The sequence below is a fragment of the Xenorhabdus sp. XBWT genome (assembly GCF_059072735.1).
On sequence record NZ_CM180990.1, the window covers coordinates 3,719,639 to 3,745,041 of the forward strand.

18 protein-coding genes and 1 pseudogene are annotated in these 25,403 nt (G+C 39.9%); 13 read left to right on the forward strand and 6 right to left on the reverse strand.

Annotated elements, in window-relative coordinates:
• Positions 1-253: 253 nt before the first annotated feature.
• The 4 genes and pseudogenes from dkgA to metC form a co-directional block, all read right to left on the reverse strand.
• Complete coding sequence (dkgA, locus tag AC5JQI_RS16225; protein ID WP_493912912.1) at positions 254-1,084, reverse strand: 2,5-didehydrogluconate reductase DkgA; 831 nt, start codon at positions 1,082-1,084, stop codon at positions 254-256.
• 25 nt (positions 1,085-1,109) lie between these two features.
• Positions 1,110-1,334 (reverse strand): annotated as a pseudogene (locus tag AC5JQI_RS16230) (NADH-dependent alcohol dehydrogenase); the annotation flags it as partial.
• Positions 1,335-1,661: 327 nt separating this feature from the next.
• Positions 1,662-2,333 carry a DedA family protein gene (locus AC5JQI_RS16235; RefSeq protein WP_493914716.1) on the reverse strand — a complete coding sequence of 224 codons (672 nt, stop codon included), beginning with the start codon at positions 2,331-2,333 and terminating at the stop codon, positions 1,662-1,664.
• Positions 2,334-2,501: 168 nt separating this feature from the next.
• Positions 2,502-3,695 carry a cystathionine beta-lyase gene (gene metC, locus AC5JQI_RS16240; protein ID WP_493912913.1) on the reverse strand — a complete coding sequence of 398 codons (1,194 nt, stop codon included), beginning with the start codon at positions 3,693-3,695 and terminating at the stop codon, positions 2,502-2,504.
• Positions 3,696-4,103: 408 nt separating this feature from the next.
• On the opposite strand from metC, the gene exbB reads away from it, so the two are divergent.
• The 4 genes from exbB (at position 4,104) to AC5JQI_RS16260 (ending at position 8,427) form a co-directional block, all read left to right on the forward strand.
• Entirely contained in the window at positions 4,104-5,114 is a 1,011-nt protein-coding gene (gene exbB, locus AC5JQI_RS16245; protein WP_493912914.1) for a tonB-system energizer ExbB, read from the forward strand.
• 6 nt (positions 5,115-5,120) lie between these two features.
• Complete coding sequence (gene exbD / locus AC5JQI_RS16250) at positions 5,121-5,546, forward strand: TonB system transport protein ExbD (protein WP_237387813.1); 426 nt, start codon at positions 5,121-5,123, stop codon at positions 5,544-5,546.
• Positions 5,547-6,112: 566 nt separating this feature from the next.
• Positions 6,113-7,339, forward strand: coding sequence for an alpha-xenorhabdolysin family binary toxin subunit A (locus AC5JQI_RS16255; protein WP_493912915.1), 1,227 nt, complete (start codon positions 6,113-6,115; stop codon positions 7,337-7,339).
• Positions 7,340-7,380: 41 nt separating this feature from the next.
• Complete coding sequence (locus AC5JQI_RS16260) at positions 7,381-8,427, forward strand: alpha-xenorhabdolysin family binary toxin subunit B (RefSeq protein WP_493912916.1); 1,047 nt, start codon at positions 7,381-7,383, stop codon at positions 8,425-8,427.
• A 98-nt stretch (positions 8,428-8,525) separates the two neighbouring features.
• On the opposite strand, the gene AC5JQI_RS16265 is transcribed toward AC5JQI_RS16260, so the two are convergent.
• A complete protein-coding gene (locus tag AC5JQI_RS16265) occupies positions 8,526-9,164 on the reverse strand; it encodes a TetR/AcrR family transcriptional regulator (protein ID WP_493912917.1) in 639 nt (212 codons plus the stop codon).
• A gap of 539 nt (positions 9,165-9,703) precedes the next feature.
• On the opposite strand from AC5JQI_RS16265, the gene AC5JQI_RS16270 reads away from it, so the two are divergent.
• Positions 9,704-10,852: a porin gene (locus AC5JQI_RS16270; RefSeq protein WP_493912918.1), complete on the forward strand. Its 1,149-nt coding sequence runs from the start codon at positions 9,704-9,706 to the stop codon at positions 10,850-10,852.
• 103 nt (positions 10,853-10,955) lie between these two features.
• Here AC5JQI_RS16270 and rdgC read toward each other — a convergent pair whose 3' ends face one another.
• The gene (gene rdgC, locus AC5JQI_RS16275) at positions 10,956-11,867 is read right to left on the reverse strand and encodes a recombination-associated protein RdgC (protein ID WP_493912919.1); all 912 of its coding nucleotides are present in this window, start codon (positions 11,865-11,867) and stop codon (positions 10,956-10,958) included.
• A 192-nt stretch (positions 11,868-12,059) separates the two neighbouring features.
• Between rdgC and mak the strand changes: the two genes are divergently transcribed.
• The 8 genes from mak (at position 12,060) to AC5JQI_RS16315 (ending at position 25,279) form a co-directional block, all read left to right on the forward strand.
• The gene (gene mak, locus AC5JQI_RS16280; RefSeq protein WP_493912920.1) at positions 12,060-12,968 is read left to right on the forward strand and encodes a fructokinase; all 909 of its coding nucleotides are present in this window, start codon (positions 12,060-12,062) and stop codon (positions 12,966-12,968) included.
• Positions 12,969-13,956: 988 nt separating this feature from the next.
• A complete protein-coding gene (locus AC5JQI_RS16285) occupies positions 13,957-15,141 on the forward strand; it encodes a porin (RefSeq protein ID WP_493912921.1) in 1,185 nt (394 codons plus the stop codon).
• A gap of 69 nt (positions 15,142-15,210) precedes the next feature.
• Complete coding sequence (locus AC5JQI_RS16290; RefSeq protein WP_493912922.1) at positions 15,211-17,166, forward strand: bifunctional 2',3'-cyclic-nucleotide 2'-phosphodiesterase/3'-nucleotidase; 1,956 nt, start codon at positions 15,211-15,213, stop codon at positions 17,164-17,166.
• A gap of 76 nt (positions 17,167-17,242) precedes the next feature.
• Positions 17,243-18,040, forward strand: a complete 798-nt coding sequence (locus AC5JQI_RS16295; protein WP_493912923.1) for a ribonuclease T2 family protein — start codon at positions 17,243-17,245, stop codon at positions 18,038-18,040.
• A gap of 4 nt (positions 18,041-18,044) precedes the next feature.
• A complete protein-coding gene (locus tag AC5JQI_RS16300; RefSeq protein WP_493912924.1) occupies positions 18,045-19,682 on the forward strand; it encodes a bifunctional metallophosphatase/5'-nucleotidase in 1,638 nt (545 codons plus the stop codon).
• Positions 19,683-19,940: 258 nt separating this feature from the next.
• Positions 19,941-21,590 (forward strand): ABC transporter substrate-binding protein, encoded by a 1,650-nt coding sequence (locus AC5JQI_RS16305; protein ID WP_493912925.1) that lies wholly within the window; start codon positions 19,941-19,943, stop codon positions 21,588-21,590.
• A gap of 124 nt (positions 21,591-21,714) precedes the next feature.
• The gene (locus AC5JQI_RS16310; protein ID WP_493912926.1) at positions 21,715-23,349 is read left to right on the forward strand and encodes an ABC transporter substrate-binding protein; all 1,635 of its coding nucleotides are present in this window, start codon (positions 21,715-21,717) and stop codon (positions 23,347-23,349) included.
• 301 nt (positions 23,350-23,650) lie between these two features.
• Entirely contained in the window at positions 23,651-25,279 is a 1,629-nt protein-coding gene (locus AC5JQI_RS16315) for an ABC transporter substrate-binding protein (protein ID WP_493912927.1), read from the forward strand.
• Positions 25,280-25,403 lie beyond the last annotated feature (124 nt).

Sequence of the window (25,403 nt, forward strand, 5' to 3'; positions counted from 1 at the left end):
ATCATCGTAAAGTAAGCTTATATCATTAAATATACATAAATAATAAATATAGTTACTATTAGAAATATAGATTTAACCAATGAATTATGATGATTTAGCAGCGTCTATTGCCTTGATATATGTACCTGAATCCTGCTGAAAAACAGGATTCAGGCCAGTTGGAATGGTTTGAACGGGGTGAGTGGATATAAATTTGAGTTTTCCAGATAGACTTATTTTACGTTGAGTATTTTTTAAATTGGTTAATTATTTTTCAAAATTGATTGTAAGTATCAGGATTTGGCCCTATTCGCTTACCTATATCCAATTCAGCCATGGCAGTGAGATCTTCTTTCTCCAGTCTAAAATCAAACACATCAAAATTTTCTTTAATGCGAGAAGGCGTAACAGATTTAGGAATAACAATCATGCCGCACTCAAGATGCCAGCGAATCACAATCTGCGCTGGTGTTTTACCATATTTAATTGCTAACAGTTCAACTAGCGATGAGTCAAAGACGCCTTTTCCACCACGAGATAGCGGACTCCAGGATTCAGTTGTAATGTGATGGGTTGCGTTCCATGAATGGAGCTGCCGTTGCTGCATCAGGGGATGCAATTCAATTTGGTTGATAACAGGAATCACGCCGGTTTCTAACATCACTTTTTGCAAATGCTCAATATGGAAATTACAAACACCAATGCTGCGGACCAGTCCTTCTTTTTTCAGCTCAATGAGCTGTTTCCAAGCATCGACGTAATGATCCTGTTCGGGAACAGGCCATTGAATGAGATAAAGATCAACGTAATCCAGTTGGAGTTTATCCAGGCTTTCCTGTAGTGCAGTGCTGACATCCAGATGACGATTATTCCAAAGTTTCGTGGTAACAAAAATTTCGTCTCGAGGGATATCACTTTCTTTTAAGGCTTTTCCTACACCTGTTTCGTTATGATAAATTGCCGCTGTATCAATGGAACGATAACCCACTTCTAACGCGGTGTGGATAGCCTTAACAACTTGTTCATTACTCGCTTGCCAAACCCCAAGCCCCAATTGTGGCATATGGTTATCATCAACGAGTTTAATAATTGTTTGCTGACCCATTCTAACCTCCTTCAGATTTGGAATTTCAGATGGGCACCTCATAAATACGCTGACTGACATCAATCGTAATGTTTTGGTATCCACCGAGAGAAACCAAACCTTACTGTTCTAATTTTTTGATCATGGCTGGAATAGAATTGCCATCAAGTTGATAATCAGAAAGGTGGGTTTTAACGCCCATACTTTCAAAAAACTGACGAGTGGCATGGATAGTTTTGTTAATTCGTTCTTCTTCAGAACCCTGCGCAACCCCGGTCTCTAAAACATCATTCGGTGGGTGGGTGTAGTGTAAAGTTTTGCATAATGATAACGCCCTCACTAACAGTAATCATGTAACTCTTTGACTATAATAGTAAATATACCATTATTTTATTTGTAATGCTTCATTGTTGGAGTAGTCCATTCCGCCCGGCAAAAGTTACACAGTATATAAATTTTGTCATTATTCAAACTATTGACTGCAATAGTGCTTGTTGGAATGGACCCGGATTGTTTGATCTTTTTGGTTAATATTGATTATTTTTGGTTAATAAATAGAAGTATGCTTCTTATAAGAAAGTTAACACGGCAAGTATATTTACTGACCTTTTTTTGATGATGTTTTCTTGTGACGCCAGTACATCAATAGAGAAGCGGACAGCCCACTGAGCAGCAGAATAACAGGTAAAATCATCAAAATATTCATGACCAGATCTTGATGTGCTTTGACGAAAGGAATCTGATTCAAGATATAGCCAAAGCCGACAACAATAATGACCCATAAAAAACCACTTAACCAGTTAAAAAATTGAAAGCGTTTATTATTTAGACCAGAAATACCGGCAAAGGTTGGCAGGAGAGTGCGAATAAAAGCTAAAAAACGTCCTATGAGCAAAGCGGACAGGCCATGTTTGGCGAAGAGTTGATTGGCTCGTTGGCGATATTGTAGCGGAAGTTGGGCCAGCCAGTTCTTGACAAGATGAGTATTCCCGAGCCAGCGACCCTGCAAATATCCCAACCAAGAACCCAGACTGGCAGCGATGGTGAGTAGGACAAGTGTGGGAATAAAGCTCATGACGCCTTTAGCTATCAAGGCACCAGAAAGAACCAGCAGAGTATCACCAGGTAAAAAGGCGGCGGGTAACAACCCGTTTTCCAGTACCAGTGTGAAAAAGAGGACACCATAAATCACCCAAATAATATCGGGGTTGGCAAGTTGGTTAAAATCATGATGCCAGAGTGCATGCACGATCTCGCTTAACATTTCCATCATTTATCCTGTAAATTTGCGAGTAAACTAGTTAACAAAATGGATCCAGCTCAGTGTACCGCAAAATGAGGAGATGGGGATTGATTTGATTCAGCATATGGAAAACCGCAGTTGTCTGTAATAGAAAGAAAGACAACCACGGTTTTAGTGAATCACTTTGTCTGAAATTTAACGGCCTTTCAGGCGAACAAAACCTGCTTCCAGATCATCGATCAAGTCTTGCAGATTTTCCAATCCTATATGAAGGCGGATCAACGTGCCGGTTTTTTTCGATAAATCATACTGGTGCAGTGCTCTGAGCGCTTTGGGGTGGACTTCTAAAATCAATGACTCAAACCCTCCCCATGAATACGCCATTTTGAAATGCTTCATGTTATCCAGATAATCAGAAACTTGTTCAGGGGTAAGCTGGGTATTCAGGAAAAAAGAAAATAACCCGCAAGCACCGGTGAAATCGCGCTTAAAGTAAATATGTCCCGGGCAAGAAGGCAGGGCGGGGTGATTCACCTCAGCAACTTCCGGCTGTTGTGCGAGCCACTTGGCAACTTTAATGCTGTTTTCTTCATGTTGCTTGAGGCGAGCAGCCAGCGTATGTAATCCACGGGTTGCCATATAAACGGTATCAGGATCAGCAACTTGCCCCATCAGATAAGATCTCTCTCTGAGTTGTTCCCAACATCGCGCATTAGCAACTGCTGTTCCCAGCATTCCGTCGGAGTGACCAATGATATATTTTGTGGCAGATTGAATGGAAATATCGACACCAAACTCCAGAGCTTTAAACAGAATGCCGACCGCCCATGTATTATCAATCATAATAACAATCTCAGGATTGACCTGACGGGCGGCTCGTACAATGGCGGGAACATCTTGTACTTCCATTGTCAGTGAACCGGGTGATTCAAGAAAGAGCACGGTAGTATTTGGCTTAATAAGCGAAGCGATACCTTCACCGATCATCGGATCAAAATAATCAGTGGAAACTCCCATTTTTTGCAGAACTTTATTGCAAAAAAGCTGTGTTGGCTCATATGCATTGCCTGTTACCAGAACATGATCGCCTGTCTTTACGAAAGACAGGATAGAATTAGTAATGGCGGCCGTACCGGAAGGATAAAGTGCGCAACCCGCGCCGCCTTCAAGCTCGGTCATCGCATCCCGAAAGGCAAAATGCGTCATTGTTCCACGGCGACCATAGACTAATGTATTTTTATGGTGGTTATTCAAAGCATGATGCATATCTTCAACGGTATTGAAAATGACAGATGATGTACGTTGAATTATGGTATTAACGGCACCTTGCGTATATTTCTTTTCTCTTCCTGCATTGACCAATAAGGTTTCCAGTTTTTTTTCAGTCATGGCATCCCACCCCTTAATTGATTTTTTTGTTTATTGCCCGGAGACTAAATAAAACTTGTTCAAGTAAATGATTAGCAAGTTAAAAGATTTAAGACAGATTTGCCAAAGAGATTCGGGCAACTTGAGGAAAATTCACAGTGTTCCGCTGAAGGGAAACCAGAAGAGACTAGCGAAAGTATAACGTTAATTGGAACTTTTTCATTAAATAGTAATGATAATTACTATCAAATCGCTCAATGTCTGATATCATTTGCGGCGGACTTTTCCCCTAAAACGGTTAAGAAGCACAGTGGGTAACAAGCACTGTGGTAAGAGGCATGGCTCAGGTCATATTAGGATTAGCAAGATGAGTAAACGCTATTCATTGCTAAGTAACAGAATCTATAAGAAAGAGAGTAAGGCTAACTGATGCGTAATTTGACAGCTTCTATTCTATTGGCACTCGGATTAACAAGTTCAGCATGGGCTGATACGGCACCGTCAACATCGGCTGCTGCGCCAGAAAATCAGGTTGCTGCTGCTCAGGTAGCCGCTCCGGCAACTGCGCAATCGTCCGCTAACGATCAGAAAACGGATGTACCACCAAGCACAGGCACACAAACTGTAGAGGGTAATGCGGCAGAAAGTAACGGGGCAGAAGGTAACGCGGCCGAAAGTGTGACGGCCGAAACCACAGTAACCGAAACTGTCATTCCACCGATTGAAAACACGTCCAGTGGTTTTGCAACAGATTTGTCTGTTTGGGGTATGTACCAGAATGCGGACGCAGTAGTAAAAAGCGTCATGGTAGGCTTAGTGATTGCTTCTATCATCACATGGGCGCTGTTTTTCTCCAAAGGGATTGAATTGTCAATGGCTCGCCGCCGTTTGCGCAAAGAACAACTGGCCTTGGCTGATGTCGCTAATTTGGATGCGGCAACAAAAATTGCCACAGATTTTGGCAAGCAGAGCATCAGCCGCCTGCTGTTGAATGAAGCACAGTCAGAACGTGTCCTGTCTGCTGAAAGTACTGATAAGGAAGGCATCAAAGAACGTACTTCATTTCGTATGGAGCGCGCAGTTGCTACCATTAGCCGCCATATGGGGCGTGGTAATGGCTATCTGGCAACCATCGGTGCAATTTCCCCATTTGTGGGTCTGTTCGGGACAGTTTGGGGGATCATGAACAGCTTTATTGGTATTGCACATTCACAAACCACAAATCTGGCTGTAGTTGCACCGGGTATTGCAGAAGCATTGCTGGCAACAGCTCTGGGCTTGGTGGCTGCAATCCCTGCGGTAGTGATTTATAACATCTTTGCCCGAGTCATTTCATCATACCGTGGGCAAGTAGGAGACATGGCTGCTCAGGCAATCTTGTTGCTGGGGCGTGATCTTGATCTGGCTGACAGTAAAGCTGAAAAAACAGAAGCAAGGTAAGAAATTATGGCAATGCGTCTTAATGAAGATTTGGACGATAGCGGTGAACTGCATGAAATTAACGTCACGCCATTTATTGACGTGATGTTGGTGCTGCTGATTATTTTCATGGTAGCGGCACCTCTGGCAACGGTAGATATTAAAGTCGATTTGCCTGCATCATCAGCTAAACCACAACCAAGACCAGAAAAACCCGTATTCCTGACCGTGAAAGCGGATCATCAGCTTTATGTCGGTGATAAGCAGATTGATCGCGATAGCTTATCTTCAGTATTGGATCAGACTACACAATCCAACAAAGACACCACGATCTTCTTTCAGGCAGATAAAACCGTGGATTATGAAACTTTGATGAGTGTGATGGACTCCCTGCGTAAAGCGGGTTACCTCAAAATTGGATTGGTAGGAATGGAAGCTGTTGCCGCTCAATAACTATATTAATTATCTTCTCATTAGTTACTGAGTTGATTATCTGATAAATCAAATTGCCCGAATAGCTAAATCGGGCAGTTTGATATCCTAAATTTCCTGTCTTTCATGAGTTATATACCCATTCGCAAAACTTTTTTTCTCAATATTCATTGGATATAATTAATATAAACCATCTTATAAATAATATGGCGAATAAATTTAAAAATCACATCGAAATCAGAAAAACAACAAATTTAAAGATAAAAATACATATAATAATATGTTTTTATCATTTACGTTGAACAAATATGTTATTTTTACAATAAATATTAATGGTGAAATTAAAAGTGATTCTTACTATAAAATTAATAAGCGAAAAGTAAATTTAATTTCACTTGTGTCGATATGCGTTAATAATAAAAACAAAACAAATAATATAATTAAATTAAAGTTCATTTATAGACAAATCATTATCATTTATGCCAACAGAAATGTAATTATTCATATTTTAAGTGTATTAAAATAAAAGTATTCTCAGGTGATAAGAGCCGAAGTTATATTAAATTAAAATCAGGTCATCAACACTAATGGAGAACTATATGTCATTAAATCAAGCTGTAGCAGAAAAACAGATTCCTGTATCAGAAGTTCCCGCAGTCACTTTAAAAATGTTGACCAGCCAAGCAGAAGGAGTCGCCCGCCCGGGAGGGATCTTTACTAAAGGAGATCTCATTAACATTAAATTATATGTTAAATATGGTTTAGAGCTTCCTTTTACTTTGGAAGGGGTAAAAGAATATATCGGTTATAACGATATTGATATTGATGGTTTAAAACCTGCAAAGATGACATCTTTGTTTAAAGAAATTCACGACCATGCTCTTAGCTGGAGTAGTGTGGAAAGTAAGGTTCAGCAACAGAGTATCGATCTGGAAAATGCAGGAGAACAAATTACCCTAACGGGAGATGAAATAATCAGTATTATTGACCAGATGCCGATTATTGAACGTGTAAAGGCGAAATTAGGTGATTTAACTGATAAGCAATTGGCTGAAATAAAATATACCAATGATGATAAAGAGATAGCAGTTGAATTGGGGAATATCCTCGAAAGTATGAAGAAAGATATTAAAAAACAGCAGGAAAATACCCAAGAGGTAAAAACTGTGGTATCTGACTTTAAACTTAAACTGATTGGCGGTGAATTATCGGACGGTACAATTGCTCAGGGGTTGCAGCCACAGGTCAAGAGTAAGAAAAAACTTATGGACGAAAATAATCTCTCTATCACTATCAAAGATCTGCAAGATAAGATCGATGAGAAAAACAAAGAGATTGATCAACTTCAAAAGGACTACGATAAATATGTGGGCTTGGCATTTTCCGGAATGGCGGGTGGTCTGATTGGCTGGGCGATTACCGGCGGGATCTTTGGTGACAAGGCAGAAAAAGCGCGGAAACAGAAAAATAAGCTGATTGATGAAGTCAAAGAGTTACAAGATCAAGTTAAAGGTAAAAGTGCATTACAAACTTCAATTCAAAACCTGTCCCTAAATTTTTCTGGCATTAACACCAGTATGCTGGATGCAGAAGAGGCCTTAAATCACTTAGATTTCATGTGGAACATGATGCTAATGCAAATTACGGCTTCCAAAGAGAAATTCGACGATATTAATGATGCACTGAAGCTGACTTCTTTTGTTTTAACATTTAAGCAAGTTATTAATCCTTGGAGAGACGTTCAAGGCTCAGCCGCCCGATTAATTGAAACTTTCGATGAAGCATTGGCGGAATACAGAAAACTCTATAGCTAATTTATTCTTTAAATAACTTATAAATAAGAAAGGAACAGAAAATGTCTGAAAATATTACCTTACCAAAAGAAAACATGTATCCGGATATTAAAGCCATGAATCATGCGGTAAATACAATTTGGCTTTTGGCACAGCGACAAACTTCAGGTATTGAAATTATTGGTGATAAAGTCAAACGAATCAGCCTTTATAGCCGTGAATTTGATGAAATGGTACGCGATTCTCTGGCACAGTTGACTCCGACACTCAAGCAACTGACTTCTGATACTGCATTCCAAACTATTACTGAAATTGATGCTGCACTGTCTGATCCCTCTCTGAGTGAAGATGATCGTCAGGCTTTAATACTAGAACGCAATAATTTAATCCAGAGTTTATCAAAAGATATTAATAATGTTATTGTCAATTTCACTGACAGAGCCAATAAACTGACAAACAAAATCAGCGATATTAGCAATATGGTGATTACAGAGCGTCTGCAAGATCTTCTTACGCAAACGGAATTACAAAAGACAGAGTTGCAAACTGATATCGATGAAAAAATAGAAAAGAAAAATAAACTGGATGCTGATCGGGCTAAAATTATCGAAAGTCAGGATGTTATTCGAGAGAATAATATTGCGGACATGTTTAAAGATTTTATCCCCAGCGCTGAAGATATTGATGGTCTGGATTTCACCCAGCCTAAAAAAGAAGCTATCAAACAGGCAATTAAACAAGGTGCTGAGATAGCCAGAAAAATTTTGGGTAAAGTCTCTGAAGGATTGAAATATATCGATTTGGCTAATGCCAGAATGAAATTGAGCGACCAAATTGATCAATTGGTAAAAGAGACTGACGTGGTGAAAACTAAAATGCGGGAACTTGATCTACGTCTTTCTGGTATAAGAGATGTGATGCAAATCGATGTAGAACGCACTATTTTGCTTTCTGAAGCAGTGAAAATAGAACAGGCATGGACTGAGTTCGCTAATCAACTGTATAAATTGCTTGACAATGAAATCAATCAACATGATCTGATCAGCTTGGTAAACGGTCAATTGGATTTCTTGGATAACTTGGCATCTCAGTACAATATGTTGAAATAATAGATTTATTTTTTATCCAATGAAAAAGCCGTAGAGAAGGCGCTGATATTGTTGTATTTCAGCGCCGAGATTAAATTAAATTTGCTGTAAAATAATGACTATTTCTCTACAATCCCGTGTTCCAGTAATGTAAGAGCTGCACGAATACGTGGCGTGATATCCGTTTCTGGCAGGGGAGGAAGGATGCCCAATGCCATTTGCCTGAGTGGTTCTGAAATAACCATCGAAATCACCAATTCACTGATGATATAAAAATCCATTTTTTTCAGAAATCCTTGTTGATATTGGAGTTCAAGCCAATTAGCCAGAATATTATGACTCCTTTTTATACCACTTTGCTGATATTTATCTAAAAATGTTTCACGGTGAGGAAAGTCGGATTGTAATAATTTAAATAAGCCTACGGCATCGATAGATAATGATTTATCAGCTATTTCAGCTAAATATAATTTCAATAGATTGAGAACTTGCCGGGAATTATTTGCTTTTCTCTTAAAGACAGGAATGAAATTATCCGTCCAGCGCATGACAATTTTCTTAATCAGATCTTCTCGATTTTTGACAAAACGGTAGAGTGTTTTTTTGGCAATACCGGATTTCGTAGCAACTACATCCATGGTTGTTTTGTTATAGCCTTGATTAATAAGGAGTGAAAGTGTGACTTCATGAATTTTATGCCATATTTCCTGTTCTGGAATTGTGGGACGGCCTCGTGGACGTGAAGGATTTTCTGCCATTTTAGCACCTTATAAGTTGTTAATATTTGTACGGCACTGGCGTGATTCCATTAAGAAACATAACTTATTTATTTAAATTAAATGGAAGAACTAAATCACGTTTCATCAAATACAGAACTTAAAGGTGCTTGTCAACAATATCAATTAATTATTATTACTCAGTCCATTATAAATAGAGTAAAAATTATAAATTAACGTAGAAATACTCCATTTATTATATGAATAAGAATTTTTATTATTTTATTTAAACATTTTAACTTACTGTTTTAAATAACTAATTAAGATAGTTAATGATATATAGTTATTTAGCGTCTCTTTATGATGTGACATTCTTCACAGGACGGCATTTTTTGCCAAGTTTTGTTAGCAAAAAGTTTCATTAAATCTTAGTATCTTCAATGTTCGTTACAAATTTAACATTTAAATAACGAAACGTGTAAAACATTCCGCTCCCCTGATTCTTTATTCCAGAAAATTTTTTCTTGGGATGTGCGTTTTTTAGCGGTGGCGAAAATAACAATACCAATGAGGACACGATAATGATAAGACACAACGCAATAGCAATGGCACTTCCGGTACTTCTCATTACTGGGGCAGCAAATGCCGCTGAAATTTATAATAAGGATGGTAATAAGATTGATTTATATGGAAAGGCAGATGTCCAGAGAACATTCTCCAAGGCAAAATCACAGGATGGTGATGGTTCTGTCGGTCGTATAGGTATCAGAGGTACAAGCCAAATTACGGATAAATTATCCGGTTACGGACGCTGGGAATTCAATATGGGAGCGAATGGCGTGGAAACGGAAAGCGGTAAAAATACCAGAACCCGTTATGCTTTCGCTGGCCTGACATACAGCAAATTCGGTTCACTGGATTATGGACGTAATATGGGGGTGGTTTATGATGCCAACTCATGGACGGATGCGTTGCCTGTGTTTGGTGGGGATTCTATGGCTGCGACGGATAACTTTATGATGGGGCGTTCGACAGGCTTGTTAACATACCGTAATTCAGACTTTTTCGGCTTGGTAGATGGTTTTAAATTTGCTTTGCAGTATCAAGCAAGGAATGATAACGGAACAAGAAATAGCCGTAGTGATGTTTCAAGACAGAACGGGGATGGTTTTGGTCTTTCCAGCTCTTATGAGCTTGGTAATGGTATCAGTATTGGTGCTTCCTATGGCAATTCTAACCGTACTTCAGCACAAAAACTGGGTGCTGATAACGCTAAGCCTCTGGCTAAAGGGAACAAAGCGGAAGCATGGATCGTCTCTACCAAATATGACCGGAACAATGTTTATCTGGCGGCTATGTACGGTGAAACCCGTAACTTAACCAGATTTGGCAGTTCTGTAGACAATCACACCATGTTTGCCAATAAAACCCAAAACATCGAGCTGACTGCGCAATACCAGTTTAATTTTGGTTTGCGCCCATCCGTTGCTTTTGTCTATTCCAAGGGTAAAGATCTGGGCAAGGACTTGGCTGACAAGATAATACTGACAGACAAGGGTTCGGAAGATTTGGTGAAGTATGTTTCAATCGGTGCCTCCTATGATTTCAATAAAAATATGGGCACTTATGCTGAATACCAATTCAATTTGTTGAAAGACAATGATTTCACCAAAAAGGCTAATATCAGTACTGATGATGTCTTCGGTGTTGGTTTGGTTTACCGCTTCTAATTGAGATGGCAGGGCTGTTGAAAACAGGCAACTGAAAAACAGCGAGAGTTATTTCGTCGAACTGCCTCAATGGATATGACCGTTGTAGGCAGTTCGTCAGTTATTATCTTTCCGCTTCACCACCCAGCGCATCAATGGTGTTTTTAATAAGTGCAGTTAATTCACCTGTCATCAAGGTAAAATCGGCATCGAACCGTTGGGCGACATCTTCACGATCGATATCATCGTTTTGGTCACGTAAGGTTTCGCTGAACTTGATCCGTTTGAGAGAACCATCATCTGACAGCATAAACTGAATGCGTTCTTCCCAATCCAATGCCAGTTTGGTGACGTATTTGCCGGATTCAATGTGTGTCGCAATTTCATCTGATACTAATTCTTGTTTCTTGCAGCGGATGACTCCACCTTCTTCCAGAATGGCTTTTAGCTCAGCTTCATCCATCAGGGCATAACCCGCAGGCAAATGACCGGAACGCACCCATTCAGTTAAAGTCAGTTCAATAGGATCGGTAAATGTCAGGGGAACGACCGGCAATGATCCCAGCGTTTTTCTCAGCAATGCCAGATTGTCTTCAGCACGCTTTGCACTTGCGGCATCTACGATAATCAGATTGTTAACGATATCGATCCAGATATAGGTCTGGCTGAAACGGCTGAATGCCCTTGGCAGCAAGGTATGGATCACTTCATCTTTCAGAGAATCTTTTTCTGTTTTTTTCAGCTTACGGTGCTGTTCGCCTTCCAGGCGGGTTATTTTAGACTGTAATTCCTGCTTAATTACAGGGGAAGGCAGCATTTTTTCTTCTTTTCGAGCGCAGATTAAGATCTGATTGCCGGAAGCATGAGTCAACGCTTCACCGTGGGAACCCATTGGGGAAACCCAACCCGTTTTCATCATATCTTGACTACCGCACGGGGTGAATGCCAATGGGCTTAATTGTTTTTCCAGTTCATCCGCAGAAAGAGAAATCTCTCGGTTTAAACGGTAAATCATTAAATTTTTGAACCATAACATGCAGTTACCCTATATTATTGCGCATCGTGACAAAGGTCATCTTAAAACATAAGGGTGCATAATAACGAATCATGTGACGAAGCCCTAGAACTTCATCAGTTTCATATAATAACTTCCTTATTTTCATATAATAAAAAAGCATCATCACACTAAGAGCCGGCCTCATTAGGCTTTAAATAGAAAAGGTAAGTTATGCGTATAGGTATTGATCTCGGTGGAACTAAGATTGAGGTGATTGCGTTAGGCGATCAGGGTGAAGAATTGTTTCGTAAGCGGGTGGCTACCCCCCGTAATGATTATCAGAAAACATTGGCCGCGATTGTTGGGTTGATCACTGATGCAGAACAGGCAACAGGACAGCAAGGAACCGTCGGAATTGGTATACCGGGTGCGATTTCACCTTTTACGGGAAAAGTAAAAAACGCCAATTCAGTCTGGATGAATGGTCAGGTATTGGATAAAGATATTGCTGCTTTGCTGGGACGAGAAGTACGTATCGCCAATGATGCGAATTGTCTGGCGGTGTCAGAAGCCACTGACGGCGCAGGAGCCGGAATGCCGGTGGTATTTGCTGTTATTATTGGCACGGGTTGTGGCTCCGGGATTGCATTTAATGGCAGCGCACACGCGGGTGGCAATGGTCTGGCTGGCGAATGGGGGCATAATCCGTTGCCGTGGATGGATGAGGAAGATCGGGCATATCAGGCTGAAGTCCCCTGTTTCTGTGGTAAGCAGGGATGTACCGAAACATTTGTATCGGGAACCGGATTCATGACCGACTACTTCCGCTTGAGTGGTGTCAAGAAAAAAGGGCAAGAAATTATGGAAGCTTTGGCACAGGAAGATGAATTTGCAGAATTAGCAATGTGTCGTTATGAAAGACGCTTGGCAAGAGCTTTGGCACAAGTGATCAACTTACTGGACCCAGATGTGATTGTACTGGGCGGCGGAATGAGTAACGTTGTTCGTCTTTACCAAACGTTGCCGGAGCTAGTGAAAGAGTGGGTTTTTGGCGGAGAGTGTGCAACCCCGATCAGAAAAGCTGTGCATGGTGATTCCAGTGGTGTGCGTGGTGCCGCTTGGTTGTGGCCTCAGGAATAGCCGCGTATTCCTGTCAGTGCTAATAGGAATCGGTTAAAATTATCCGAATTCGATATCCTCAATAGATTTCAAGTTGTGGGCAGAGTGAAAAAGGGTCGACCAAACCGCAACTTGAAATATGAATAATCATAATAAAAGCCTCTCTCTGTAAATCTGTACTGTTGCAGATATTCTGGACATAAATGCTTACTTTTCCTCTCTGTGAAAAAGTAAAATTTTTATTAAAGGTTAACTTAAGTGAGATTTTTAACCTTAACCATTAATTAACTTCCCATGTTACGTATAATAATGAGAATAATAAATCAATCAATGCATCATATTTATAATGGAGACTTTATAGATAACGGAAAATATATTTACTTATTGACATGTGAAGAGTTATATCTAACTTTAAAATTATTAATAATTTCGATGATAAAAAAGCAATTATTAAATAAAATAATAAATGATAAAAATCTGCTGAATCAAATTGTTTTTAATGACATGAAAAACAAATACTTTTATCTGTTTTTTATCAATATATGCGTGATAAAAACGATTGCGGTAATGTTGTGTGATAAAAATCACATAATATTGTAATAATTAATCTCTATATTTTTGTTAATGTGGATTTCTTCACGAAAAATACGGTTTTTTTAGGTTATTATTAATAGGTGGAATAAACTGAGTCAGCGTATATAAGGGATTAAATTTAATTCTTCAAGCGCTTTATTGGTTAAAAATAAAACGAAACCTTGTTACATCTCATTTTGATTATTGACGTCATCCTTGTGTTGATAAAACTCTCAACGGGAAGCTGTAATAAAGAAAAAGATAGTTTCAAATAGTATTCAGAATTTGTCATTTTTTTGAGCGATTTTCTTTTTGCGAAAAATCGTGACGGGTATCTATTGCCCTGAATATATTGCAGCCTGTTCTGCGATAGGGAGGTTTTTTGCCTAAAAGAAAATCAAATTATTAAATTTAATATTTTGTGAGTGTCTTATTTATGGGAAGCATAAAGCCGTTAGCCGCTTTAATTGGATTGCTGGTTATATCTGGTAGTGCCAATGCAGTTACTGTGTATAATGACAAGGGAACGAAGGTAGATCTGACTGGGGAACTCCGTATGAAAACAACGGTAACCAGCGGCGATCGTGATATTCGTATTAAAGATGATGGTAGTCGTATCGGCGTTAACGCTAACCATGAGCTGACCAAAGACATTAAAGTCTTCGGCAGAATGGAATGGGGTTCTGATACCCAAAAATCCAATAGTGAAAATAATAAGACGGGCTTTGAAATGTATAACCGTGTCGGTTATATCGGCGCTTCTCATCGTGACGTTGGTGAAGTGAGAGTCGGTCGTACTTATATTCCTATCGACTGGGTAAAAAAATCCAGCTACGGCTATGGCAATACCGGAGTATTTTATTTTGGCGATGTATTGAGTAGTTCTACAGGTTATAGCAAAAACGGTGTTGGGAGAAATAACTTCCTCACTCGCTTACCTCAAACTATTTTCTTCCAAACTAACAGTTATAAAGGTTTTCATCTCGCTGCAACCTACAGCGGTAAATCAGGCTCTGATAACGAACGCAATCACGGTGATATTCGCAACGCTTATTCGGTGGTCGGTTTTTATAAATCAGATTTCGGCTTAGTAGCCAATGCTGGTTATTCTCAGGCAACAGGAGAGAGTTCAAAATCAGACGGAAGTAAAGAAAAAAGTACCGTCGATGCGGGATTGGCTTCACCCAAAGATAGTTTGCTGGCTTTCGGTGTTGAATATTATTTCCCTGGACGTGAATTTTCCATTGGCTTGGATTATGGTCTGGCTCGTTCTGAAAATTCAGGATTAGTGTATCAAGAAGAAAGTGATACAAAGCTACAGAGCAAATCTGTCAAAGGTGACTGGAAAGCCAACCTTTACGGTCTGGGTGTAAAGTGGCATTGGGATAAAATTGGCAGTGGTATGTATGCGGGATATTACCTGCGCGATGGTGACGCCAATACATTTAACTATCAAAAACAAACTTACACGGTTGGTTTAGACAAACGTTTTGCAGTTTCTAAGAGCAATAACCTGATTCTGTTTATTGAAATGGCATATGATGATGCCCGTAGTGACAATCCGGTATACAAAGATAAAAAACAAACCATTTTGGGAACAGGAGTCCGTTTGTCTTTTTAATTAAGCAAAATTCCATAGGGAGAATCTCACTGGGGATTCTCCCATAATCATTCTATAAAAGGGCATAGCATGATGAAGAATGTGTTGAGAGTATCAACATTGTCCATGTTGGTGGCATTTAATGTGAATGCGGCGACAGTTGATCTGCGGGTAATGGAAACCTCAGATATTCACAGCAATCTGATGGATTTCGATTACTTTAAAGATAAATCCACTGAGCAATTTGGTCTGGTTCGTGCCGCGGACTTAATCAACGCGGCGAAAGCAGAAGCAACCAATGCGATTCTGGTTGATAACGGTGACTTGATTCAGGGTAGCCCACTGGCAGATTACATGGCGGCAAAAGGCCTGAAACAAGGGGATGTTCATCCTGCCCACCAATTGATGAACACCATGGGATACACCGTAGGCAACTTTGGTAACCATGAATTCAACTTTGGTCTGGATTACCTGAAACAGGCCATTGCCGGTGCCGAATTCCCTTATATCAACGCCAATATCATGGATGCCAAAACCGGCAAAAACTACTTCACTCCTTATATTATCGTTGATACTCCGGTAAAAAGCCGCGATGGCAAAGAGCATACTATCAAAATTGGCTATATCGGTTTTGTTCCGCCACAGATAAGCATCTGGGACAAAGCTAATCTGGATGGCAAAGTCACTGTTGACGACATTACTGAAACAGCAAAAAAATTCGTGCCTCAAATGAAAAAAGAGGGCGCTGACCTGATTATTGCTATTCCGCATTCCGGTTTTTCCCAAGAACCTTATAAAGCGATGGCAGAAAACTCTGTTTATTATCTGAGTGAAGTACCGGGCATCAATGCCATTATGTTTGGTCATGCCCATGGCGTGTTCCCAAGCAAAGAATATGCAGAGGTCAAGGGCGTTGATGTTGCCAACGGAACGATCAACGGTATTCCTGCCGTGATGCCGGGTCAGTGGGGCGACCATCTGGGTGTTGTTGATATGGTTATCAATAATGACAGTGGCCAATGGAAAGTTGAATCGGCCAAAGCAGAAGCCCGCCCTATCTTTGACAAAATACAGAAAAAAGCCTTGGTTGAGCGCGATAGCAAACTGGCTTCCATCATCGAAAAAGATCATCAGGCAACCCGGGATTTCGTGGGTAAATTTATAGGTAAAGCCTCTGCCAACATGTACAGCTATCTGGCACTGATCCAAAGCGATCCCACTGTTCAGATCGTCAATGATGCTCAAGTGGATTACACCAAACGCTTTATTCAGGGAGATCCAAATCTGGACGGAATTCCTGTTCTGGCGGCGGCGGCACCTTTCAAAGCAGGCGGGCGCAAAAATGCACCGGCTGATTTTGTGGAAGTGGAAAAAGGGGATCTGACTTTTCGTAACGCGGCGGATCTGTATCTCTATCCAAATACGCTGGTGGTTGTTAAAGCAACAGGTGCAGATGTTGTTGAATGGCTGGAATGCTCTGCGGGCATGTTTAACCAAATCGATCCAAATTCCACCAAGCCACAGGAATTGCTGAATTGGGATGGTTTCCGTACTTATAATTTCGACACCATTACTGGTGTTAACTATAAGGTAGACCTGACCCAGCCGGCAAAATATGACACTGATTGCCAGCTTACCAATAAAGGTGCGAATCGCATCAAAGGCGTGACCTATCAGGGCAAGCCGATTGATCCGGAAGCTACATTCCTGGTAGCCACCAATAACTACCGTGGTTACGGTGGTAAATTCGCGGGAACAGGTGAAAATCACATCGCATTCGCTTCACCGGATGAGAACCGTACCATCCTGGCTTCTTACATTTCCAGAGTCACCAAAGAGAAAGGCGTAGTATCAACACAGGCTGAAAAAAACTGGTCATTCCTGCCAATCAAGACTGATAAAAAACTGGATGTCCGCTTTGAAACTTCACCATCAGAAAAAGCGGCGAAATTTATTAAAGAACACGCTCAATATCCAGTGAAATACCTGAAAAATGATGATATCGGTTTTGCAATATATCAAATTGATCTGACAGAGAAAAAATAAACCTTAGCTGTCCTGATGCCTGTTTCCGGTCTTATCGGGGGCAGGCAGATTGTTTATCTGATGATGGATTGATTCTATGTATCTTCTAAAATCTGTTTTTTTTCTAAAGCTGTTACCATTCGTTTTGGCATTGGTGTCAGCGGGATGTGCCACTTCGCCTGAAAGCAGTGAACCCTTGCGAGCACAAACCAATCTGGTAGGAGGTGCTGCCTGTGTAGTGCCAGAACAGCCAACGGTCAATTACGATTATGATGCCAAAACTGATCATTATGGTCAGAACGATCAGTCTGCAACGGATTATTTTAAGTTGGCAGTTAACTATTCCCCTGCATTTTGTGATTACAAAAGAAACAAAATAAAACGCCTGGAACACGAGAATCAGAAAGATAAAGCGCAGAGTGAATATGAAAAATTCAGACTGCAATGTTTCTCTGATAATAAATTTGGCTGGATACTGCATGGCTTATGGGCGGAAACCTGTGATGGGAAATCCATGGAAGAGTGCCGCGACTGGTCAGATATCCGAAAACACCCGCGTTTGTGCAAAGGTGATTTGCCAGCACTGGATTACCAAACCATCAAACCTTACCTATGCACTTCTCCCGGCATAGATTTGCTGCAAGCGGAATGGGAAAAGCATGGTGTTTGTGCCTTTGATACTGCTAAAAACTATTTCAGCAAACAGCAGGAACTTTTCAACAAATTAGTTCTGCCGGAAGGCCGTCCTTCCAATGAAGAACTGATCCAATTCCTGCAAGAATATAATCCTGTATTGAAAGGTAGACATATTCAGATTAGTCGTGACGAATTCTATATCTGCTATAGCAAGAATTTTGAAGTGATTGATTGTCCGAAGCCTGAACATAAGAGATAGCAAAATGAATTATAAATATAAATTACTTCCGATTGCGATTGGCGCAGCATTGTTAGTGGGATGTGCAACCAAACCCGTCCATGATCCAGAAAATATCGTGGATGTCCGGGTTCTGGGCCTGAATGATTTTCATGGAGCATTGAAATCCCCCGGCCCTGACCAGCCGGGCGGCATTGAGCATCTGGCAACTTTGATTAAAGAGCTGAAACAAGAGAACCCGAACAACGTTGTTGTTGCGGCAGGGGATATGATCGGTGCCAGCCCGTTGCTTTCTTCCATGTTCCATGATGAACCCAGTATCGAAGCCTTATCTCTTGCCGGACTGGACGCGACTTCCGTCGGTAACCATGAATTCGACAAAGGCAAGGATGAGCTGTTGCGTAAGCAGAATGGCGGTTGTCATCCGGTGACAGGCTGTCAGGGACCAAAACCGTTTAAGGGGGCGGATTTCCAATATCTGTCTGCCAATGTCACAGTCAACGCAACAGGAAAAACACTGTTCCCTGAATACGTTATCAAAGAATTTGACGGTGTTCCGGTTGCCTTTATCGGGCTGACACTGGAAGGTACTCCTGCCATTGTGACACCGCAAGGCACAGAGGGGCTGACTTTCTCCAACGAAGTGAAAACTATCAACGCACTGGTGCCGGAATTGCAGAAAAAAGGCGTGAAAGCGATAGGGGTTTTGATCCACGAAGGCGCAGCACAGAAACGTGACGGCGGGAAAATTGATGTTAACGCCTGTAATGACGTGACTGGTAAAATACTGGAGATCGTCAGCCATCTGGATAAAGAGGTGGATTTTGTGATCAGCGGTCATACCCATCAGGCGTATAACTGTGTCATTAACGGCAAATCAGTGACTTCTGCCGAATCCAATGGTGCATTGCTGACCCGATTGGATCTGAAATTGGATAAAAATACAAAAGATGTGGTGGATTTCAAAGCTAAAAATATTTGGGTTGATAACCGTAAATATGTCAAAGATCCCAAAATCAGTGAATTACTGTCATCCTACGAAAAAATAGCTACGCCGCTGGCAAACCGCGTTATCGGTAAACTGGAAAGCAACCTGACTAAAGAGAGCACAAATAGCGGGGAATCTGCGCTGGGCAAAGTGATCGCTGATGCGCATTTATATGCCACTACAGCCAAAGAGCATGGCGGAGCAGAGATAGCATTCGTCAATAATGGTGGTATCCGCGCACCGATGGATGCAGGAGACGTAACTTATAACGCGATTTATACCGTCCAGCCTTTTTCCAATATGATGGTGACCAAAACACTGACTGGCGAGCAGATCAAACGACTACTGGAACAACAATGGGATCGTACTCGTCCGCAAGTTTTGTTGATATCACACAGCTTCCAATATTTATGGGATAGCACCAAACCTGTGGGAAATCGCGTGATTGCAAGCTCGATGAAAATCAATAGTAAGCTTGTTGATATGAAAGCGAAATACCGCGTAGCATCCAATGAATATCTGGCAACGGGAGGCAGTAGCTTCTCTGTATTTAAAGAAGGCACCGATCCGGTATATAGCGTACCTGATGTAGATGCCGTAATTAAATACTTCACGGAAAAATCGCCAATTCAATATCCTAAACAGGATCGGATTATTGATATCGGTGCAAAATAATGTGACAACGGTAAAAGTTAACGCAGATCGCGGTAGCTAAAATAAATAGATCAAAGATACTGTAACGGTGTTTGATCCAGATTATAAGAGCAACGATAATTATTATTATGCGTTGCTCTTATATATTTAACCCATACTCATTTTTATAGACAGTGCTAATTAATAGAAGATATTATTTAATTAAGTAATATTTATGCCGATGATGATTATAAGGTGATAGTGATAAATGTAATGATTATTTAAATAACAGAAACAGTTATGGAGACGATTAATATGCAGAAAACGATGGCAAGGCTAATAAAAAATAAAATTGCCAAAGTATTAACCTGTTCTATCAGTCTAATACTGGGAAGTACAACATTATCTTATGCTGCTGTTATTCCCCCCAATGTTCAATTAGCGGATAAGCAAGAAATAACTCGCAATAACTTTTCCGAACCCGGTTCTTTAGATCCACATAAATCTGAATCTAGCTCCGAATTTGATATTTTACAGGATTTTTTTGAACGTTTGATTGATACGGATAATGAAGGGGATATTATCCCCGCTTTGGCTGAACGTTGGGAAACCAAAGATAATAAAACGTGGGTCTTCCATTTAAGAAAAGGAGTTAAATGGTCTGATGGTACACCGGTTACAGCCCATGATGTGGTCTTCTCTTTCCGACGGCTGGTCACGCCTGACACCATCTCTCCTTACGGTAGCTATCTTATTCAAGCTAAAATTGTAAATGCACAAGATGTGCTATCAGGTAAGAAAAAACCGGAAGAGCTGGGTGTCAAAGCGCTGGATGACGAAACAATAGAAATTACACTTGACAGGCCCAAAGCAGGTTTTCTGCAAATGTTGGCACATCCGTCCATGTCTCCAGTCAGTGAAAAAGTTGTCAAAAAACACGGTATTAAATGGACGCAGCCACAATTTTTTGTCAGTAATGGCCCTTTCAAACTCTCTGAATGGATAGTGAATGAAAAAATTGTCGGTGTCAGAAATTCCCATTATTGGGATGATAAAAATACCGTCATTAATAAAATAACTCATCTGCCATTGTCAGATTATAAGGCTGATTTTAACCGTTATCTGACAGGTGAGATTGATATATCCAATGGTGGGCCATCAGAATTCCTGCCTCTGATTAAAGAGAAATATGGCGATCAACTCCATGTCAGGCCCATTATTGGAGTCTATTATTATCTGTTCAATACGCAAAAACCGCCATTTAATGATGTTCGGGTCAGGCAAGCACTGGCATTAGCCGTGGACAGAAACATTATTACTGACAAGGTATTGGGTAATGGTCAAAAGCCCGCCTATGATGTGGTAGCGCCTGGCACCGGAGGGATTTATTTAAAACATCCTGAATTTGCTTCATGGACACAAGAACAACGTATTGCAAAAGCGAAAGAGTTACTGAATGAGGCGGGCTTTAACGAAAAGAATCCCCTCAAGCTTACCCTGCTGTATAACACCTCTGATGCCCATAAAAAAATTGCCATTGCTGCCAGCTCGACGTGGAGAAAAAATTTGGATGTGAACGTCATTTTACAAAATCAGGAATCTAAGACACAGAATGTGAGTATGACTCAAGGAGACTTTGAAGTGACGAGATATGCATGGAATGCGGATTATAATAATACGACCAGCTTTTTAGACATTTTCACTTCAGGAAATACGAATAATCATATGAGATATCAAAATGAGGAATTTGATAAATGGGCTTTAAAAGCTGATGAAACTAATGATCCGGCCGATTATCAACAGGCTATTGATATTCTTAATAAAGATATGCCTGCCATTCCAGTCTACTATTATATGCGGGTTAAATTAATCAAACCTTATGTTGGTGGTGTAGAGATTGATTCACTGGGAGGTATTAAGACAAAAAATCTTTATATTATAAAACACTAATCTTTAGTAATAAGAGCCTATTTAAGCAGGCTCTTATTACTTAATAAAGTTAATTCAAGTCATATTTAAAATAAAATGGTAGCGTAATGTAATAGCAAAAAATCAATTAACGGAGGTTCAAAAAATGAAAAAAATCATGTCAGGTTTAATGAAAAATAAATTAATTAAAATTCTTACCTGTTCGATAGGAATGTTATTAATAAATATTATTCCATCTTATGCAGCCGTTGTTCCACCGGGCACGCAATTGGCTGAGAAACAAGAGATTGTACGTAATAATGGCTCTTTTCCCGCCTCTTTGGATGTACATAAAGTAGAAAGTAATGTTGAACTGAATATCATTCATGATTTTTTTGATGGTTTGGTCTACACCGATAACAAAGGTAAAATTATTCCCCGTTTGGCGGAACGTTGGGAAACCAGCGATAACCAAACGTGGATCTTCCATATAAGAAAAGGTGCAAAATGGTCTGATGGCATCCCCATCACTGCTCATGATGTGGTGTTTAGCTGGCGTCGATTGCTTGATCCAGAAATGGGATCGCCTTATGGTAGCTATCTCGGCACTGCCCACGTGACTAATGCAAATGACATATTGTCAGGTAAGAAAAAAGCAGAAGAACTTGGTGTTAAAGCGCTGGATAATTCCACTCTGGAAGTAAAGCTGGATAAACCAGTGGCTTATTTCTTACAGATGTTAACCCATCCGATTTTAGTGCCTATTAGCGAAAAGGTTGTCCAAAAATACGGTGATAAATGGACGCATCCTGATAATTTTGTTGGCAGCGGGGCATTCAAATTATCTGAATGGAAAGTGAATGAAAACGTGATAGGTATCAGGAATACTCATTATTGGGATAATGAAAACACAATAATCAATAAAGTCACTTATCTTGCCCTTGTATCAGAAAAATCAGACTTAAACCGTTATCTTGCAGGGGAAATTGATATTACCTTTACCATTCCTTTGGACTCCTTTACATCATTAAAGAAAACGTTGGGCAATCAGGTTCATATTGACCCGATGCTAAGCACTTATTATTACGTCTTTAATACCAAAAAACCGCCATTTGATGATGTCAGAGTCAGAAAAGCATTAAGTTTAGCCATTGATAGAGAAGTGATTGCTGAAAAGATATTGGGAATGGGGCAACTTCCCGCTTACAGTATTCTTCCGCCCAATATTGGTGGGATCACATTAACCCCGCCAGAATATGCTTCATGGACACAAGCACAGCGGATTAAAAAAGCCAAAGAACTCTTGAATGAAGCAGGTTTTAACGAGAAAACCCCCCTCAAATTTGATTTGCTTTATAACACGAGAGAATCACATAAAAAAATTGCCATTGCCGTCACCTCCATGTGGAAAAAGAACCTTGGTGTTCAGGCCGACTTACAAAACCAGGAGTGGAAAGTAATGTTGGATAATATGCACCAGAATAAATTTGATGTTGTCAGATACGCATGGACAGCAGATTACAATAGCCCAATGTCTTTCCTGGATACTTTCCTGACAGGAAGCAGCCATAACATACCGCTATATGAAAATAGTCATTTTGACCATATGGTGATTAAAGCTGGTGAAACTAATGACACGGCTTATTATAAAAAATCGATGGATATTTTCAATAATGATATGCCAGTGATCCCTGTTTATCATTATGTTATTAATCGCATGGTTAAACCGTATGTTGGTGGGTTCTATGTAAGCCCAATGGATTATGTTTCTACAAAAGATCTCTATATTATTAAACATTAAAAATAAATTATATACCCATTGGATTTCAAGATGCAGCGCGACGGCAAGGGAATGACAAATTCGTCGGGAACGAATTTGCCCAGCCAAAGGCTGGCCTCCGGTGAAAGGCAGGAGCCTTTCATTAATCCCCTGAAGCATAGATAACTATGTGACCGGGGTGAGTGAGCGCAACCAACAAAGCGGCAACTTGAAAGACGATAGGTATAGCCTGTTTTAACAGGCTATAATTATAGGTATCGATAAGTTATCAAAGTTCTAATTTGGATAAATAAGAATAAATACAATTATGGAGGGTGAAAATATGATAAAAATCACCAATATTAAAAAAATAAAACTATTAACTTGTGTCATTGCATTAATATGGGGGAATATCTCACTATCTTATGCAGCGGTTGTCCCGGAGGGAATGCAATTAGCTGATAAACAGGAAATTGTGCGTGATAATATTTCAGAACCCGCCTCATTGGATGTCCATAAAGTTTCCAGCGATACTGAATTTGATATCATTCACGATTTTTTTGACGGATTAGTTTCTACTAACAGGCAAGGCAATATTGAACCGAGATTGGCGGAGCGTTGGGAAACTGAAGATAATAAAACATGGATTTTCCATTTAAGAAAAGGGATCAAGTGGTCAGACGGTACACCCATTACAGCACATGATGTGGTGTTTAGTTGGCGGCGTTTAGTTACCCCAGATATTGTTTCGCCTTACGGTAGCTATCTTGGTGATGCGGCTATTATTAATGCTAACGATGTACTCAGAGGTAAAAAGAAAAGGGAAGAGTTGGGTATTAAGGCACTGGATGATATGACGATAGAAGTCAAATTGGAAAGACCAAAGGGCGACTTCCTACAGATATTAACCCATTCTGTTATGGTCCCTCTTAATGAGAAGGCAATAAAAAAGTATGGCGATAAATGGACAAGACCAGAAAATTTTATCGGTAGTGGACCTTTTAAATTGTCTGATTGGAGAGTCAATGAAAGAGTTATTGGTATAAGAAACTCTCATTATTGGGATGATAAAAATACAATTATAGATAAAGTCACTTATCTTGTTACCGGTTCGGAAAAGGGGGCTTTAAATCGTTACTTATCGGGAGAAATACATTTCACTAAATCAATTTCATTAGAATCTTTTGAATCATTGAAAAAAACAATGAATGACCAAATAAATATATCACCTAAGCTTGGAAGCTATTTCTACGAATTTAATAACAAGAAACCACCATTTGATAATATTAAAGTAAGACAAGCACTAAACTTAGCCGTAGATAGAGAAGTTATTGCATATAAAGTGTTAAGGCAGGGACAGAAACCGGCATATACGATTATGCCACCAAATATCGGAGGGGTGAATTTTACAGAACCAGATTATGCTTCGTGGACACAGGAGCAGCGTATTGCCAAAGCAAAAGAGTTGCTGAATGAAGCAGGATTTGGCAAAGATAACCCTCTGAAATTTAACCTTCTCTATAATACTCATGAATCGCATAAAAAAATTGCTATTGCAGTGAGTTCTATGTGGAAAAAGAACCTTGGCGTTGATGTCACTTTGCAAAATCAAGAATGGAAAGTAATGCTAGATAATATGCATCAAGGAAAGTTCGAAGTGATCAGAAGAGCCTGGATTGCGGATTATAATAGCCCAATGACATTTTTAGATATGTATAAGTCAGGGCAAGTCAAAAATACAGCATTATACGAGAATAGTGATTACGATTTTTTAATTAAAAAAGCCGGAGAGTTTAATAATAAATCATACCAGCAGCAAGGGCTGGATCTTATTACCCAAGAATCTCCAGTGATACCTATTTATTATTATGTTAATGTCAGAATGGTAAAGACCTATATTGGAGGGTTTTATGCTAGCCCGACGGGATATGTATCGACAAAAGATCTTTATATTATCAAGTATAAAAAATAATTATACTCAATAAATTTCAAGCTGCATCTGATAAAGTTGCAGCTTGAAAATAAAAAATATATACCCAATGGATTTCAAAAACCAGCGCGTCGGTAAGCGAGCGAGAAAATAATAATTTTTAAAT